This is a genomic window from Burkholderia sp. Ed8 (genome assembly GCF_040761425.1).
Classification (GTDB): Bacteria; Pseudomonadota; Gammaproteobacteria; order Burkholderiales; family Burkholderiaceae; genus Burkholderia; species Burkholderia seminalis.
This window is the reverse complement of the sequence record NZ_CP142885.1, coordinates 1,795,821-1,810,728: the sequence shown is the minus strand read 5'-3', so window position 1 is coordinate 1,810,728 and position 14,908 is coordinate 1,795,821. Positions and strand designations below refer to the sequence as shown.

At 68.6% G+C, this 14,908-nt stretch carries 13 protein-coding genes; 7 read left to right on the top strand and 6 right to left on the bottom strand.

Annotation, left to right across the window (positions count from 1 at the left end):
• The first annotated feature begins 45 nt into the window (after positions 1-45).
• The 3 genes from VXM69_RS08275 to VXM69_RS08265 all read left to right on the top strand — a co-directional run bounded on the left by VXM69_RS08275 (position 46) and on the right by VXM69_RS08265 (position 3,370).
• On the top strand, positions 46-852 hold the full coding sequence (locus VXM69_RS08275; RefSeq protein ID WP_034191443.1) for an SDR family oxidoreductase: 807 nt from the start codon (positions 46-48) through the stop codon (positions 850-852).
• A 35-nt stretch (positions 853-887) separates the two neighbouring features.
• Positions 888-1,820: a 3-keto-5-aminohexanoate cleavage protein gene (locus VXM69_RS08270; protein ID WP_034191444.1), complete on the top strand. Its 933-nt coding sequence runs from the start codon at positions 888-890 to the stop codon at positions 1,818-1,820.
• Between the two features lie 221 nt (positions 1,821-2,041).
• On the top strand, positions 2,042-3,370 hold the full coding sequence (locus VXM69_RS08265; RefSeq protein ID WP_034191445.1) for an MFS transporter: 1,329 nt from the start codon (positions 2,042-2,044) through the stop codon (positions 3,368-3,370).
• A gap of 271 nt (positions 3,371-3,641) precedes the next feature.
• Here VXM69_RS08265 and VXM69_RS08260 read toward each other — a convergent pair whose 3' ends face one another.
• The 3 genes from VXM69_RS08260 to VXM69_RS08250 form a co-directional block, all read right to left on the bottom strand.
• Positions 3,642-4,976, bottom strand: a complete 1,335-nt coding sequence (locus VXM69_RS08260; protein WP_034191679.1) for a chloride channel protein — start codon at positions 4,974-4,976, stop codon at positions 3,642-3,644.
• A 164-nt stretch (positions 4,977-5,140) separates the two neighbouring features.
• The gene (gene codA, locus VXM69_RS08255; RefSeq protein WP_034191446.1) at positions 5,141-6,382 is read right to left on the bottom strand and encodes a cytosine deaminase; all 1,242 of its coding nucleotides are present in this window, start codon (positions 6,380-6,382) and stop codon (positions 5,141-5,143) included.
• Positions 6,383-6,548: 166 nt separating this feature from the next.
• The gene (locus tag VXM69_RS08250; protein ID WP_154233832.1) at positions 6,549-6,722 is read right to left on the bottom strand and encodes a hypothetical protein; all 174 of its coding nucleotides are present in this window, start codon (positions 6,720-6,722) and stop codon (positions 6,549-6,551) included.
• Between VXM69_RS08250 and VXM69_RS08245 the strand changes: the two genes are divergently transcribed.
• Entirely contained in the window at positions 6,721-7,863 is a 1,143-nt protein-coding gene (locus VXM69_RS08245; RefSeq protein WP_367188396.1) for a porin, read from the top strand. The two genes, VXM69_RS08250 and VXM69_RS08245, sit on opposite strands and share 2 nt — an antisense overlap.
• A gap of 206 nt (positions 7,864-8,069) precedes the next feature.
• Positions 8,070-8,372 (top strand): DUF4148 domain-containing protein, encoded by a 303-nt coding sequence (locus tag VXM69_RS08240; RefSeq protein ID WP_367188395.1) that lies wholly within the window; start codon positions 8,070-8,072, stop codon positions 8,370-8,372.
• A 111-nt stretch (positions 8,373-8,483) separates the two neighbouring features.
• On the opposite strand, the gene VXM69_RS08235 is transcribed toward VXM69_RS08240, so the two are convergent.
• Positions 8,484-9,431 carry a LysR family transcriptional regulator gene (locus VXM69_RS08235; protein ID WP_034191449.1) on the bottom strand — a complete coding sequence of 316 codons (948 nt, stop codon included), beginning with the start codon at positions 9,429-9,431 and terminating at the stop codon, positions 8,484-8,486.
• Positions 9,432-9,620: 189 nt separating this feature from the next.
• Here VXM69_RS08235 and VXM69_RS08230 point away from each other — a divergent pair, with 189 nt between their 5' ends.
• Together VXM69_RS08230 and VXM69_RS08225 are read left to right on the top strand one after the other, a co-directional pair.
• Positions 9,621-11,804, top strand: a complete 2,184-nt coding sequence (locus tag VXM69_RS08230; RefSeq protein WP_034191450.1) for an FUSC family protein — start codon at positions 9,621-9,623, stop codon at positions 11,802-11,804.
• Between the two features lie 137 nt (positions 11,805-11,941).
• Complete coding sequence (locus VXM69_RS08225) at positions 11,942-12,154, top strand: hypothetical protein (RefSeq protein WP_034191451.1); 213 nt, start codon at positions 11,942-11,944, stop codon at positions 12,152-12,154.
• Positions 12,155-12,292: 138 nt separating this feature from the next.
• On the opposite strand, the gene VXM69_RS08220 is transcribed toward VXM69_RS08225, so the two are convergent.
• Complete coding sequence (locus tag VXM69_RS08220; RefSeq protein WP_049028341.1) at positions 12,293-13,402, bottom strand: P1 family peptidase; 1,110 nt, start codon at positions 13,400-13,402, stop codon at positions 12,293-12,295.
• 64 nt (positions 13,403-13,466) lie between these two features.
• Positions 13,467-14,873 (bottom strand): APC family permease, encoded by a 1,407-nt coding sequence (locus VXM69_RS08215; protein WP_049028342.1) that lies wholly within the window; start codon positions 14,871-14,873, stop codon positions 13,467-13,469.
• Between the last annotated feature and the right edge of the window lie 35 nt (positions 14,874-14,908).

Genomic DNA, 14,908 nt, shown 5'->3' with positions numbered 1-14,908 from the left:
CGGGCGGCTGCGATCCTACAACATCAACGATGGAGACAACCCGGCATGACAGCTTCCGACCTGCTGAAACCCTATGACGGCCTGCGCGTCCTCGTGACGGGCGGCGCATCGGGCATCGGCCTCGACATCGCCGACGCGTTCGCCGAGTGCGGCGCCCGCGTGCATGTGTGCGACGCGTCGCCAGCCGCGCTGGCCGCACTCGCCGACCGGCCGCCGCGCGCCGGGGCCGGTGCGATCAGCGCGACGCTGGCGGACGTATCCGATCCGGCCGCCGTCGAACGCGTGTTCGACGACGTCGCGGCGACGCTCGGCGGCCTCGACGTGCTGGTCAACAACGCGGGGATCGCCGGCCCGACCGGCGGCATCGACGAGATCGACCCCGTGCAGTGGGAACAAACCGTCGCGATCAACCTGAACGCACAGTTCCAGTTCGCGCGCCGTGCGGTGCCGCTGCTGCGCGACGCGAAACATGGCGGCGCGATCATCGCGTTGTCGTCGGTCGCCGGGCGGCTCGGCTACGCGTTCCGCACGCCGTACGCCGCGACGAAATGGGCCGTGGTCGGCCTCGTGAAGAGCCTCGCGATCGAACTGGGCCCGCTCGGCATCCGCGTGAATGCGATTCAGCCCGGCATCGTGCGCGGCCCGCGGATGCGCCGCGTGATCGACGCACGCGCGCAGCAACTGGGCATCGGTTACGACGAAATGGAGAAGCGCTATCTCGAGAAGATCTCGCTGCGGCGCATGACCGACCCGGCCGAAATCGCCGCGACCGCGCTGTTCCTGTGCTCGCCGGGCGGGCACGGAATCACGGGGCAGGCCATCTCCGTCTGCGGCAACGTCGAAGTGCTGTGACGCACCCGGCATCGTTCACCGAAAGGAATCCATCCGTGGCAAACGCTCGCAAAGTCATCATCACCTGTGCGCCCACCGGCGCGATCCACACGCCGTCGATGTCGCCGTACCTGCCCGTGACGCCGCACGAGATCGAAACGGCCGCCGTCGCGGCCGCCGAGGCCGGCGCGGCGATCCTGCACCTCCACGCGCGCCATCCGTCCGACGGCAAGCCGACCCAGGATCCGGCGGTGTTCGCCGAATTCCTGCCGCGCATCAAGGCGCAAACCGACGCGGTGATCAACCTCACGTCGGGCGGTAGCCCGCACATGACGGTCGACGAACGGCTGCAGCCCGCGCTGCATTTCCAGCCCGAGGTCGCTTCGCTGAACATGGGGTCGATGAACTTCGGGCTGTACCCGATGCTCGAGCGCTTTCGGGAGCTGAAGCATCCGTGGGAACGCGAACACCTCGAGAAGAGCCGCGACCTGGTGTTCAAGAACACTTTCGCCGACATCGAGACGATCCTCACGCGCTGCGGAGCGAACGGTACGCGTTTCGAATTCGAGTGCTACGACATTTCGCACCTGTACAACCTTGCGCATTTTGTCGACCGCGGGCTCGCGAAGCCGCCGTTCTTCGTGCAAAGCGTGTTCGGCCTGCTCGGCGGGATCGGTGCCCATCCGGAAGACCTGATGCACATGCGCCGCACGGCCGACCGCCTGTTCGGCGGCGACTACGTGTGGTCGATCCTCGGTGCCGGCCGCAACCAGATTCCGCTCGCGACGATCGGCGCGGCACAAGGCGCGAACGTGCGCGTCGGACTCGAGGATTCGCTGTGGATCGCGCCGGGCAAGCTCGCGGAATCGAGCGCCGCGCAGGTGCTGAAAATGCGCCAGGTGCTCGAAGGCCTGTCGCTGGAGATCGCGACACCGGCCGAAGCGCGCGCGATGCTCGCACTCAAGGGCGGCGACGCGGTGAATTTCTGACCGCGGGTCGCACCCCGACCCCCGAACCCGCAAGCGCAGTGACAAGGCGCCGGCCCGAGCCGGCCGGCGCCCGGACGCCCATCATCGCCCCGCTCCGTTCGAGCGCCGCCGGCGCGGCTCCGTCGTCTGCCCATCCGCTGCATGCCCCGCAGCGGCATTTGCCGAACGCGGCGCACCGTGCTTGCCGTGCGCGCCGGTTCGCCCTTACCGGAGTCGTCCGCATGTCCACTCATCACGCCCAGGCCCTGCCTTCCGCCGCCGGCGACGCGAGCGCGTCGCTGAACCGGCTGCTGTTCCGCAAACTCATGCCGTTGCTGATCGCCGCATACGTGATCAGCTTTCTCGACCGCACCAACATCGCGTTCGCCAAACATTCGATGGGAGTCGATCTCGGCATTTCATCGGCCGCGTACGGACTCGGCGCGGGGCTGTTCTTCCTGACCTATGCGCTCTTCGAAATCCCGAGCAACCTGATCATGCATCGCGTCGGTGCCCGCTTCTGGATCACGCGGATCATGATCACCTGGGGCGCGCTGTCGATCGCGATGGCGTTCGTCCGCGGCGAGACGTCGTTCTACGTGATGCGCCTGCTGCTCGGGGCCGCCGAAGCCGGGCTGTTTCCCGGCGTGATGCTGTACCTGACGTACTGGTTCGGCCGCGAGGAGCGTGCGCGCGCCACCGGCTACTTCCTGCTCGGGGTGTGCATCGCAAACATCGTCGGCGGCCCGCTGGCCGGCGCGCTGATCGAACTCGACGGCACGCTCGGTTTCCACGGCTGGCAATGGCTGTTCGTCGTCGAAGGGATTCCGGCGATCCTGCTCGCCTTCGTCGTGTGGGCACGGTTGCCGGATCGTCCGGGCACCGCGCCGTGGCTTGCCCCGGAGACCGGACGCGCACTCGAACGCACGCTGGCCGCCGAGCAGGATGCGGGCGTCGGCACGCACGGCGGGCATGCGTTCGGCGCGGCACTGCGCGATCCGCAGATCTGGCTCGCGATCTTCGTGTACTTCTGCCACCAGTTGACCATCTATACGGTGATTTTCTTCCTGCCGGGCATCATCGGCGCCTCGGGACGCTTCTCGCCGTTCGCGGTGGGGTTGTTGACCGCGCTGCCCTGGCTCGCCGCCGCATGCGGCGCCGCAACGCTGCCGCGCTTTGCACGCGAGTCACGGCATGCGCGCCGGATGCTGTGCGCGGGGCTGGTCGTGATGGCGGCCGGGATGGTCGGCGCGGCGCATACGTCGCCGGTTGCGGGGCTCCTGTGCGTGTGCGTGGCCGCATCGATGTTCTTCGTCGTGCAATCGATCGTCTTCACGTTTCCCGCGTCGCGGCTGGCCGGTAGCGCACTGGCGGGCGGACTCGGGCTCGTGAATACGTGCGGGTTGCTCGGCGGCTTCGTCGGGCCGACCGTCGTCGGCGCGATCGAACAGGCCACCGGCAATGCGAAGAACGGGCTGACCCTGCTGGCCGCCGCGCTCCTCGTCGCCGCGTTCGCGAGTCTCGCGTTGCGTCACGGGCACGAACGCCGGGCCGCACGATCGCACGGCTGACGGCGGGCCGGATCCGGGATGGCGAGATGCGGACGGAGCACGCCGCCCGGATCTCGCCCCGCTCGATCAGAACAGATCCATCCGCGCCACACACCCCGCGCCCGAAAACTGGCGCGTCGTCACGACGTATCCCATGACCTCGAGCGCGGGCCCTTTTGCACGAAACGCAGCACGAGGAACCCCGCGCACCGCGCCGCGACACCTCGGCGACCCGGTAAGCGGCGCCGAATCGACACAGACGACGTGGCCCGCCCTCAGCCGCTCGAGCGCGTCAGCGCGCCGTCGTCGCAGGCGCGTTCACGGCGGCAACCGCACTCGCCCGTCGCTCCGCCAGCCGCTGCGCGAACCGGTACGCAACGAGCGAGCCGGCCACGGCCAGCAGCATCGGCACGAGGCTGTCGTGATTCGCGCGCGTGAATTCGAGCAGCAGCACCACGGCCGTGATCGGCATTTGCATCGACGCGGCCAGGAACGCGGTCGCGCCGATCAGCGCACACCCGCCGATCGACGCGCCCGGCCACACGAGGCTCCACAGCCCGCCGAGCACGACGCCGATCAGTGCGCCGTTCGCCAGGCCCGGCGTCAGCAGCCCGCCCTCCGCGCCGGCCCGCAGGCTGCCTGCCTCGATCAGCACCTTCAGCACGAGCAACGCAGCGGCCAGGCCGATCGTCAGCGTGCCGTCGAAACCCAGCGACGCCGGCCCCTTGCCGTTGCCGAGCAGTTGAGGAAACCCCATCGCGAGCACACCGATCACGACGAAATTGACCAGCGCGAACAGGGGCAGCCGCCAGTCTTTCGGCGCGTTCGCCCGCGCGCGGGTCGTGAGCCGCACGAAACCGTATGCGGCGAAACCGAACAGCGGCCCGCAGACGATCGACCACGCGACGAGCGGCGTGCTCAGCACGAACGGCGGCACCGTGTACTGGTGCTCGTTGCCGAGGCCGATCCACGCGACGGCCGCCGCGATCGCCGAGGTCACGACCGCGACGACCAGCGCACGCAGCTCGAACGTGCCGAGCAGCACTTCGAGCACGAAGATCGCGCCGCCGAGCGGCACGTTGTAGACCGCCGCGAGGCCCGCGCCGGCGCCGCACGCGACCATCAGCCGGCAGTCGTCGGGCGTGAGCCCCGCGGCGTGCGCAAACCGCCCTGCCAGCAGCGAACCGATCTCGCGCGGTGCGACTTCGCGGCCCAGCGGCGAGCCGAGCGCAACGGTGACGATCTGCAGCAGCGCGTGAACCGTCGTGCTGACGAACGGCATCCGCGGATCGGCCGCACGCACCGCGCGGCGGATGCTGACGAGCGGCCGGCCATACCGGTAGAGCGCCCACCAGCCGCCACCGGCGACGATTCCGCAGACGGTCAGCACCGCGACCCGGCGCAGCGGATCGGCGCCGGTCACCCCGCCGAGGAAGCTCTCGGAACCGATCACGTGCGCGATGCTGTAGCCGTACGCGATGTGCTGGATCGCATGCAGCAGCAGCGCGAGCAGCATGCCGCCCAGGCCCGCGCCAAGACCGGTCAGGACCGTGACGACGGCCATCCGCGCGAACGGGCTGGCAGGCGGCGGAGAGGATGCGGGAGCGGACGGCAGATCGAGGCGCATGAGGTCGGCGAACGGGATCGAAAGGACGGCGCGCAACACGCGCACCGTCGTCAGGACCGCATCGTAGGCCCGCACCGATCATGAGACAAACGTATTTTTAGCATCGACTCATGCATTCGATGAATACATGCGATCGGACGAGGCCGTGCGCCCCGCCTTCCGCGTCAGTCCGGATACGTCACGCGCTCCGGTTCGCGCCGCATGATCACCTTCCCGTGGCGAACCGACAGCGTGGCCTTCGCCTGCCGGCGCACGGCTTCGTAGTCGCTGTCCGCATCGAGCACCACGAGATTCGCCGGACGCCCGGCCGCGATGCCGTAGCCGTCGCCGAGATGCAGCGCCGTCGCGCTGTGGTCGGTCACGAAGTCGAGGCAGCGCTGCAGGTCCTCGTAACCCATCATGTGGCAGATATGGAGGCCCGCGTCGAGCACGCGCAGGATGTTGCCGTTGCCGAGCGGATACCACGGATCCTTGATCGAATCCTGCCCGAAGCACACGTTGAGCCCGGCGCGGTCGAGTTCGGCGACGCGCGTGACGCCGCGCCGCTTCGGAAACGTATCGAAACGTCCTTGCAGGTGGATGCTCTCGGTCGGGCACGAGATGAAGTTCAGGCCCGCGCGCTTCAGCAGCCGGAACAGCTTCGAGCAGTACGCGTTGTCGTACGAGCCCATCGCGGTCGTGTGGCTCGCGGTCACGCGGGCGCCCATTCCGCGCACGCGCGCGGCTTCGGCGAGCACTTCCAGAAAGCGCGAATGCGGGTCGTCGGTCTCGTCGCAATGCACGTCGACGAGGCAGCCGGTGCGTTCCGCGAGGTCCATCAGGAAGCCGATCGAGCTGACGCCCTGCTCGCGCGTGTTCTCGAAATGCGGAATGCCGCCGACGACATCCGCGCCGAGGTCGATCGCCTGCTCCATCAACGCGCGGCCGCCGTCGAACGATTCGATGCCCTCCTGCGGAAACGCGACGATCTGCAGGTCGATCAGCCCGCGCGCCTCGTCCTTCACTTCCAGCATCGCCTTCAGCGCGGCGAGCGTCGGATCGGTCACGTCGACGTGCGTGCGCACGTGCTGGATTCCGTGGTCGCGCAGCATGCCGATCGCCGCATGCGCGCGCGCTTTCGTGTCCTCGTGCGTGATCGTCGCCTTGCGTTCGGCCCAGCGCTCGATGCCCTCGAACAGCGTGCCGCTCATGTTCCATGCCGGCTCGCCGGCCGTCAGCACCGCATCGAGGTGGATATGCGGCTCGACGAGCGGCGGAATCGCGAGCCGGCCGCCGCCGTCGATATCGCCGGGGTTCGCCGGCGCGATCGGCGCGGATTGCGCATCGATCCGCGCGATCGTGCCGCCGTCGATGCCGATCGTGAACAGGCCGTCGCGGCCGCGCAAGCGTACGTTGAACAGATTCATGTGGAGGCCCCTTGTTGTATGCATGACGCGCGCCGCGCGATTGGCGCCGGCGGCCGTGCGATCCCGGTGACCAGTATGGATGAAAAACATCGATGCGCGCACGCGCCGCGCATGTTGCGTCGGCACGACAGCCGGCCACGGCCGGACGGAAGCCCGGCGTCGGCGATCACGTGAAAACCGCCGGCCTCGCGCGCACGCCGCGCGACATGTCGGTTTTGTGAAGGACTCTTGCCGGATCCGGAAAGGTGCGCTCGCCGCGCCGGCGGCCGCGCGCGCGCAGGGCGTTCCTATACTTGCGCCGAACTTTGGTTTCCCGTCCCACACGCAGGAGCTTCACCATGAAAAAAACCCTGATCGCCGGTGCATGCGCGGCCGCCCTGTTCGCGCCGCTCGCCCATGCGCAGAGCTCGGTCACGCTGTACGGCCTGATCGACGCCGGCATCGCCTATACCAACAACGTGAACGGCGCGTCGCAGTGGCGCATGGCCAGCGGCACGGTCAACGGCAGCCGTTTCGGCCTGCGCGGCACCGAGGATCTCGGCGGCGGCCTGAAGGCGCTGTTCGTGCTCGAGAACGGCTTCAACGTGAACAACGGCGGCCTCGGCCAAGACGGCAAGCTGTTCGGCCGTCACGCGTACGTCGGCCTGAGCCAGGCCGGCTATGGCACGCTGACGCTCGGCCGCCAGTACGACACGATGGTCGACTTCGTCGCGCCGCTGTCCGCGACGGCCGGCGATTTCGGCGATGCGGGCTTCGCGCATCCGTTCGACAACGACAACCTGAACCACTCGCTGCGCATCAACAACGCGGTCAAGTACACGAGCGATTCGCTCGCCGGTTTCAAGGTCGGCGCGATGTACGCGTTCTCGAACTCGACGAACTTCAGCGCCAACCGCGCGTACAGCGTCGCGGCGAGCTACACGAACGGCCCGCTCAAGCTGGCCGGCGCGTACCTGCAGATGAACGGCACGAAGGGCTCGACGAGCGCGAGCCCCGGCGCGACCGATTTGGCCGAGGCAAAGAGCGTGAACCAGGGCGGCTGGTCGATCGGTTCGGACCGCATGCGCGCCTACGGCGGCGGCGTCGGCTACGTGTTCGGCCCGGCGACGGTCGGCTTCGTCTACACGCGCTCGCAGTACGACAACACGGGCTCGTTCGGCGCCACCGGCCAGGTCGCATTCAACAACTACGACGTGAACGTGCGCTACGCGGTCACCCCGGCGGTCAGCCTCGGCGTCGCCTACGTGTACACGGACGCCAGCGTGTCGAATCCCGACAGCAAGCACGGCTCGGATCCGAAGTGGCACCAGGTCGACCTGCAGGCCGTATACAAGCTGTCGCGCCGCACCGACCTGTACGCGGAAGCGATGTTTCAGCACGCGTCGGGCCGCGGCTACCAGGCGTTCATCAACACGTCGGGCGGCGCATCGAGCACGGCGAACCAGGTCGTCGGCACGATCGGCATGCGCACGCGCTTCTGAACGGCGTGATGCCGCGTCGCGCGTGGCGCACGGAACATCGGTTCGTGCGCCACGCGCGATGCGCCGCCAATGTTGTTCCATCTGGAAGGCAGCCTGCCGGGAATCGGGGTTTTTGTGCGTGCGACCGCTACGTAGACTGGCGTCGAAGGCTCGGGTCATGCATCACGCATCGATCCGTCCACCTACCCCGTATTCAGGAGAACCCCGTGAAATCGCTCGTCGTTACCGCCGCCGCTGCCGTCCTGCTTGCCGCACCGGCCCTGTCGTTCGCCCAGCAGGCACAGGCGCCCGTCACGCGCGCGCAGGTGCTGCAGGAACTGATCGATCTCGAATCGGTCGGTTACAACCCGGCGCGCGGTGAAGCCGACAACTATCCGGACGACATCATGGCCGCGCAGCAACGGCTGCAGGCGAAGCGCCTCGCGGAACACAAGGCCGGGCAGGCCGCGTACGGCCCGGCCGGCCAGCCGGCCACCGAATCCGGCGCGGCGGCGAAGCCCGCGCCGTGACGACGCGCCTCGCCCGCGCGAGGGATGTTCCGCGGGCAACGCGCGTCTCGCGCATGCGTGAAGAAGCCGGACAGGACACGGCGCCCCCGTGTGCGCCCGGCGTGCAGGCCTTCAGGCAGCCTGCGGTTCGCGGTCGATCGCGTTCAGCATCTCGACGTCGCGCGCGATCATGCCCGGCACCTGCGCACGCAGCATCTCGACCCAGGTCCGCACCTTCGCATCGACGAAACGGCGCGACGGATACAGCGCGTACACGTTCATCTTCTGCAGGATGTGCGCGGGCAACACGCGCACGAGCGTCCCGTCGCGCAGTGCGTCGATCGCCGCGTACAGCGGCAGCATGCCGATCCCGATGCCGTCGCGGATCGCCAGTGCGAGCGATTCGGCCGTATTGGTCTGCACCGGCCCCGAGACGTGGATCTGCTCGACGCCTTCGGGGCCCTCGAGCACCCACTCGTGCGTCGGGAACGCGGGCGTGCACAGCGTCAGGCACGCATGCGCGGCGAGATCCTGCGGACGGGCCGGCGCACCGTGCCGTTTCACATAGTCGGGCGACGCGCACAGGATGCTGAACGTGGAGCCGAGCAGGTGCGACACGAGTTCCGAATCGGGCAGTGACGACGCGGTCACGACGGCCATGTCGCTGGTGCCGTCGAACAGGTCGGGCATGCGCTGCGACAGCGACAGCTCGATCGACACGTCCGGGAACTGCGCGTGATAACGCGTCAGCGCGGGCAATACGTAGTGGTGACCGACGCTCGCGAAGCTGTGCATGCGCAACACGCCGGCTGGCCGTTCGTGCGCGCAACTCGCTTCTTCTTCCGCACGGTCGACGTCGGCGAGGATCTGGCGGCAGCGCCGCAGATAGCTTTCGCCGGCCGACGTGAGCGCGAGACGGCGTGTCGAGCGATTCATCAGACGGGTGCGCAGCCGCGCCTCGAGTTCCGACACCGCGCGCGACATCGCGCCCGTCGTCGAATTCAGCGATTGCGCCGCGGCCGTGAAGCTGCCCGTCTCGACGACGCGCGAAAACACCCGCATGTTTTGTAGGGTATCCATTCCTGTGAGCAACCTGTAGCGGAACCGCTATTTTCCTCCACTGGATGCGACAGATTGTTACTCCGGCTGCAACTATCGTTTCCCCGGAGCTGCGTTAATGCGCACGCGCCGCACTCCTACAATCGGCGCCTCACCAGTCGAACGGACCCGTTCGGATGCGCCGCGGCCCCGCCCCGGCCCCCTCTTTTCATGAAGCCACCACCTGCGATCGAGCAATCTTCCATCGAACCCGCGCGATGGAGGGCCTGGCTCGAACCGCTCGGCGACGCCGCGCGCGACTGGGCGACCCGCGACGGGCTGATCTGGCTGCATCTCGCGAAAACCGTGCTTGCGGCACTGCTGGCGATGGGCATCGCGATGCGCCTCGAGATGTCCCAGCCGCGCACGGCGATGACGACCGTGTTCGTGCTGATGCAGCCGCTCTCGGGCATGGTGTTCGCGAAGAGCTTCTATCGCGTGCTCGGCACGGCGGCCGGCCTCGTCGCCGCGCTCGCGCTCGGCGGGCTGTTCGCGCAGCAGCCCGAGCTGTACATGGCCGGCATCACGCTGTGGATCGGCGGCTGTATCGCGCTCGCGGTACGCAACCGCCACTTCCGCTGGTACGGCTTCGTGCTCGCCGGCTACACGGCCGCGCTGATCGGCCTGCCGGCCGTGATGACGCCGCAGACGCTGTTCCAGTCCGCGCTCACCCGCGCCGCGGAAGTCGCGCTCGGCATCGCCTGCTCGGGCGCGGTCAGCGCGCTGATCCTGCCGCTGAGTTCCGCGAAGGCGCTGATGCGCTCGCTGAGCGCGCGCCATGCGACATTCGCGGCGTTCGCCGCCGGTGCGCTGGCTGGCGACGTCGCGCGCGGCGATTTCGAGCGGCGCTTCGCCGATTTCGTCGACGACATCGTCGGTTTCGAGGCCAACCGCGCGTTCGCGTCGTTCGAGGATCCGCACATTCGCGCGCGCAGCCGCCGCCTTGCGCGGCTGAACAGCGAGTTCATGAATGCCTGCACGCGGCTGCATGCGCTGCACCAACTCGTCAAGCGCCTGCGCGCGAACCAGTCGGACGCGGTGCTCGCTGCGCTCGCGCCGCACGTCGACGCGCTCGCCCTGCGCTTCGCGGCACTGCGCGACGAGCGGCCGCGCGGCATCACGCCGGCCACCGGCGCGCTGCTCGAACTGCGCCGCTTCCACGGTGCATTGCCGAAGGCCGCGCGCGCGTCGCGCCGAACCATCGAGGAACATGCCGCGGGCGGCCTGCTCGACTTCGATACCGCGATCGAGCTGATGTACCGCTTCATCGGCGAATACCTCGGCTACGCCGATACCTACGCGTCGCTCGACCAGGACGATCACGCGTTCGAGCGCTCCGTCACGCATTACGCAGTGAAGACCAATGCGTTCTTCGTCGGCTTCGCGTTCCTGCGCACGGTAGTGGCCGTCGGCGCGATGAGTGCGTTCTGGATCGCGTCCGAATGGCCGAGCGGCTCGCTCGCCGTGATCGCCACCGCGATCGCGTGCGCGCTCAGCTCGACGTCGCCGCGCGCGCCGAAGTTCGTCGCGCAAATGAGCGTCGGCGCGGCGTTCGCGACCGCCGTCGGCTACGTGTTCCTGTGCTACGTGTATCCGAACATCGACGGCTTCCCGCTGCTGTGCGCGACACTCGCGCCGGTGCTCGGCCTCGGCGCGTTCCTGGCCATGCGGCCCGGCCTGTCCGGCTACGGGATCGGCTTCGCGGTGTTCTTCTGCCTGCTCGCCGGCCCCGACAACGCGATCGCGTATACGCCCGAAGTGCTGATCAACAACGGGCTGGCGATCGTCGTCGCGATGCTCGCGTGCTCGCTCGTGTTCGCGGTCGTCTTCCCGACCCACATGCCGTGGCTCACCGGCCGCATCGCCCACGACCTGCGCCGCCAGGTCACGCTCGCGTGCGAAGGCGCGCCGGTCGGCCTCGCGCAGCGTTTCCAGTCGAGTACGCACGACCTGATGGCGCAACTGCGCACGCTGCTCGTGCGGCGTACCCGGCAGCACCGCGACGCCATGCGCTGGATGCTGTCGACGCTCGAGGTCGGCCACGCCGTGATCGACCTGCGCGACGAGCTGCGCGCGTTCAGTGCCTCGAAACCGCCGCAGACGCTGCGCTGGACCACCTCGATCGACGCGGTGCTGCACGAGCTGCCGCGCTTCTTCGACGACCCGACGCCCGGCCATCACGCACGCACGCTGAAATCGGTGAATCTCGCGATCCGCGCGGCGCAGCACACACTGCAGGCCTGGTACGCGGTGCCCGATGCGCGCCGGAGCATGCAGCGGATCGTCGGCTGCCTGCACTTCATGCGCACCGCGCTGCTCGACAAGGATGCGCCGTTCAACCGGCGCCGCCATTGAGGATCGATGCGTGCGCAACGGGATCCTTGTTCCGGATGGAAATAAGCTCTACAGCCCCGGTGATTAATCTTTAAGCAGTGCGAGCCTATAGTTTCCTCACTGCCAGCGCGACTGGCACTCACCCAGGAGAACCCAAAATGAAGCCGCTGCACCTCGCCCTCGTTGCCCTGTCGCTCACCGCCGCTGTCGCCCACGCACAGCCGGCGCCGGCGGACGCCGCACCGCAACAGGCGAACCGCGCCGAAGCCGTCAAGGCCGCGGGCCGTGTCGATCGTTCGCAATCGAAGCAGGAAGACCCGAACGCCTGTGTCGGCCCGGTCAGCTTCTGCAACATCTACTTCGGCAGCTGAGCATGACGCCGCGTCGTCACGGCCAGGCCCGCATCGCCCGCACGGCATGCATCGCATGCGCGGGCGGACGGCGGTCCGGCCGATCGCCGCATCGCCGCCCCGTTCCACGCCGCTTCGATTGAAGCGGCGCTCGCCGTTTCAGGCGCCGCGCCCCGGCCGCCACCCCACTTCGCGCAACGCATCGAGCAGGCGCGCCTGCCCGAGCCCCTCGACCCGCGCACCGCGCGATTCGACGTCGCCGCCCGCGACCAGCGCATTCACGATCGCTTCCTCCACCGCTTCCGCCGCCGCGACGAACAGCGCGGAAATGTGGTCGTTGTTGACCATCTTCAGATCGGTGGTCGGCGCGCCCTTGCTGCCGTAGTTCGCCGCGGGCAGGCCGTCGTTGCCCGTTGCGAATGCCAGGAAGACGTCGCCGCTCGAATCCTCGGTACCGCCGCCGACGCGTGCGAGCCCGACGCTCGCGCGCTGCGCGAGGCGCGTGCACTGATGCGGCAGAAGCGGCGCATCGGTCGCGAGCGTCACGACGATCGATCCCATGCCCGGCTCGCCTTTGGCGCCCTGGTCGCGGAACGGCGAATGCACGTGCCGCAGCACCTCGCCGACCGGGTAGCCGGCCACCCGCAGCATTTCGCGCACGCCGTAGTTTGCCTGGACGAGCGCGCCGACGGTCCAGCCGCCCGCATCGTTCGCGAGCACGCGCGAGGCGGTGCCGATGCCGCCCTTGAACTCGTGGCAGATCATCCCCGTGCCGCCGCCGACGCCTCCTTCCGCGACCGGCCCCGACTGCGCGGCGGCCAGCGCGCGCTGCAGGTGCGCGGCGCTCACGTGCTGCCCCCAGATGTCGTTCAGCAGCCCGTCGTAGGTTTCCATCACGACCGGCATGCACCAGTACACGCGGCCGGCCGCCGCTGCACGCTCGTTCGCGACGAGCGCGTCGCGCACCGTGCCGACGCTGTGCGTGTTCGTATAGGCGATCGGCGTCGTCAGCAGGCCGGCCTCGCGGATCCATTCGAGCCCCGTCGCGTCACCGTTGCCGTTCAGCACGTGCACGCCCGCGAAGCACGGCGAATCGTGCGCGGCGCCCGCGCGCGGCTCGATGACGGTCACGCCGGTGCGGATCGATGCGTCGCCGTTCTCGACGTTCAGCGTGCAATGTCCGACCCGCACGCCCGGTACGTCCGTGATCGCGTTGAAGCGGCCCGGCGTGCCGAGCCCGATGCGGATGCCGAGATCCCTCGTGCGCATGATGCAGTTCCTCCAGTCTTTCCGTGGTTCGGTATGTCGATGCTGCAAGGTGTCGATCCGACGCTCAGAGCGCGCGGAACGCTTCGCTGTGGCGCGCCCATACCCCGTACATCACGAGTGCGGCGGCCAGCAGCCCCGCGATGATGATCAGGTCGGTCGACTTCGTCGCGGTCGCCAGCGTCGTGTACAGCGTGTAGGCCGCGCCGGCCACCGCGACGAGCGGCGTCACGGGCCACAGCGGCATCCGGTAATGATGCTCGACGTCGCGACGCACGAACCGGCTCGCGAGCGCGGCCAGCCCGACGACCAGGTAGATCAGCAGCAGCAGGTCGACCGTGAACGCGGTCAGCTCGTCGAGGCTCGACACGAACACGAGCCCGGCCGACGGCACCGCCAGCGCGAGCGTCGCGAGCCACGGCGATTGGAGGCGCGGATGGATCGTCGAGAATGCGCGGTTGCAGGCGCGCGACCAGAGTGCATGCCGGCCGCTGCTGTACAGCAGGCGGCCCATCGTGATCACGATCGCGATGATCGCGTTGAACACCGACAGGAAGATCCCGCCGCTGACCACGCGCGACACGGCCGGGTTGCTCAGCGAACGCACCACATAGCCGATCGGGTCGGCACTCTTCGTCAGTTCCGTGAGCGACGGCGCGCCGAGCACGATCGCGGTGAGCGGCACCAGTTCGACGACGAGGATCACGAGCAGCGAATAGATCACCGCCTTCGCGACGTTGCGGTTGCCGCCGCGCAGGTCTTCCGCGAGATACGCGGCCGAGCCGAAGCCGTTGTAGCAGAAGATCGCGGTGCCGATCGCCGGCACGATGGCCGCGAGCGTCGCCGGCACGAGCGCGTTGCCGCTCGCGACGACCGGCGCGATCAGCACGTCGGCGCCGCGATGCGGCGAACCGAAGCCGAGCCCCGCGATCAGCATCAGCACGCCGATCTCGACGACCAGGAACGCGCCGGTGATCCACGCGTTCGTCTTGATGTTCAGCATGCCGAGCAGATAGCTGAGCAGCACGATCGTCAGCGCGACCGACTGGTTGCCGAAGTGCGTGCCGAGCGCGTTGTTCAGGTAGGGCGCGGCGCCGCTCGCGAGCACGGCCGGGATGAACACGCTGACGGACAGCACCGTGATGAAGGTCAGGTAGCCGGGCAGCGTGCCGAATACGCGCTTGGCCATCACGTATTCGCCGCCCGCGCTGCGGTGCGCGGCGCTGAGCTCCGCGTAGCAAAGCGCGAACGCCAGTGCAAGCACGCCGCCGAGCACGAACGACAGCACGGCACCGCTGCCGGCCTGCTGGATCGCGAACGGCGCGATCACGAAGATCGAGCTGGCAGGCGTCACGCCCGATACGGTGATCATCACCGCGTCGCGCACGCTGAGCGTCTGCGACAGCGCGCGCGGCGCGTCTTCCGTTGCAGGCGCCGCTTGCAGGCTACCCGTCGATTCCGACATCATCGCCATTTCGTTCTCCTGTGCTCCTTTGCTGCCAATTTTTG

What these genes read in the sequence shown, in the direction of transcription:
- VXM69_RS08275 (WP_034191443.1), top strand. Translation starts at nt 46, where the DNA reads ATGACAGCTTCCGACCTGCTGAAACCCTATGACGGCCTGCGCGTCCTC.
- VXM69_RS08265 (WP_034191445.1), top strand. Translation starts at nt 2,042, where the DNA reads ATGTCCACTCATCACGCCCAGGCCCTGCCTTCCGCCGCCGGCGACGCG.
- VXM69_RS08260 (WP_034191679.1), bottom strand. Translation starts at nt 4,976, where the DNA reads ATGCGCCTCGATCTGCCGTCCGCTCCCGCATCCTCTCCGCCGCCTGCC.
- codA (WP_034191446.1), bottom strand. Translation starts at nt 6,382, where the DNA reads ATGAATCTGTTCAACGTACGCTTGCGCGGCCGCGACGGCCTGTTCACG.
- VXM69_RS08245 (WP_367188396.1), top strand. Translation starts at nt 6,721, where the DNA reads ATGAAAAAAACCCTGATCGCCGGTGCATGCGCGGCCGCCCTGTTCGCG.
- VXM69_RS08250 (WP_154233832.1), bottom strand. Translation starts at nt 6,722, where the DNA reads ATGGTGAAGCTCCTGCGTGTGGGACGGGAAACCAAAGTTCGGCGCAAG.
- VXM69_RS08235 (WP_034191449.1), bottom strand. Translation starts at nt 9,431, where the DNA reads ATGGATACCCTACAAAACATGCGGGTGTTTTCGCGCGTCGTCGAGACG.
- VXM69_RS08230 (WP_034191450.1), top strand. Translation starts at nt 9,621, where the DNA reads ATGAAGCCACCACCTGCGATCGAGCAATCTTCCATCGAACCCGCGCGA.
- VXM69_RS08225 (WP_034191451.1), top strand. Translation starts at nt 11,942, where the DNA reads ATGAAGCCGCTGCACCTCGCCCTCGTTGCCCTGTCGCTCACCGCCGCT.
- VXM69_RS08220 (WP_049028341.1), bottom strand. Translation starts at nt 13,402, where the DNA reads ATGCGCACGAGGGATCTCGGCATCCGCATCGGGCTCGGCACGCCGGGC.
- VXM69_RS08215 (WP_049028342.1), bottom strand. Translation starts at nt 14,873, where the DNA reads ATGGCGATGATGTCGGAATCGACGGGTAGCCTGCAAGCGGCGCCTGCA.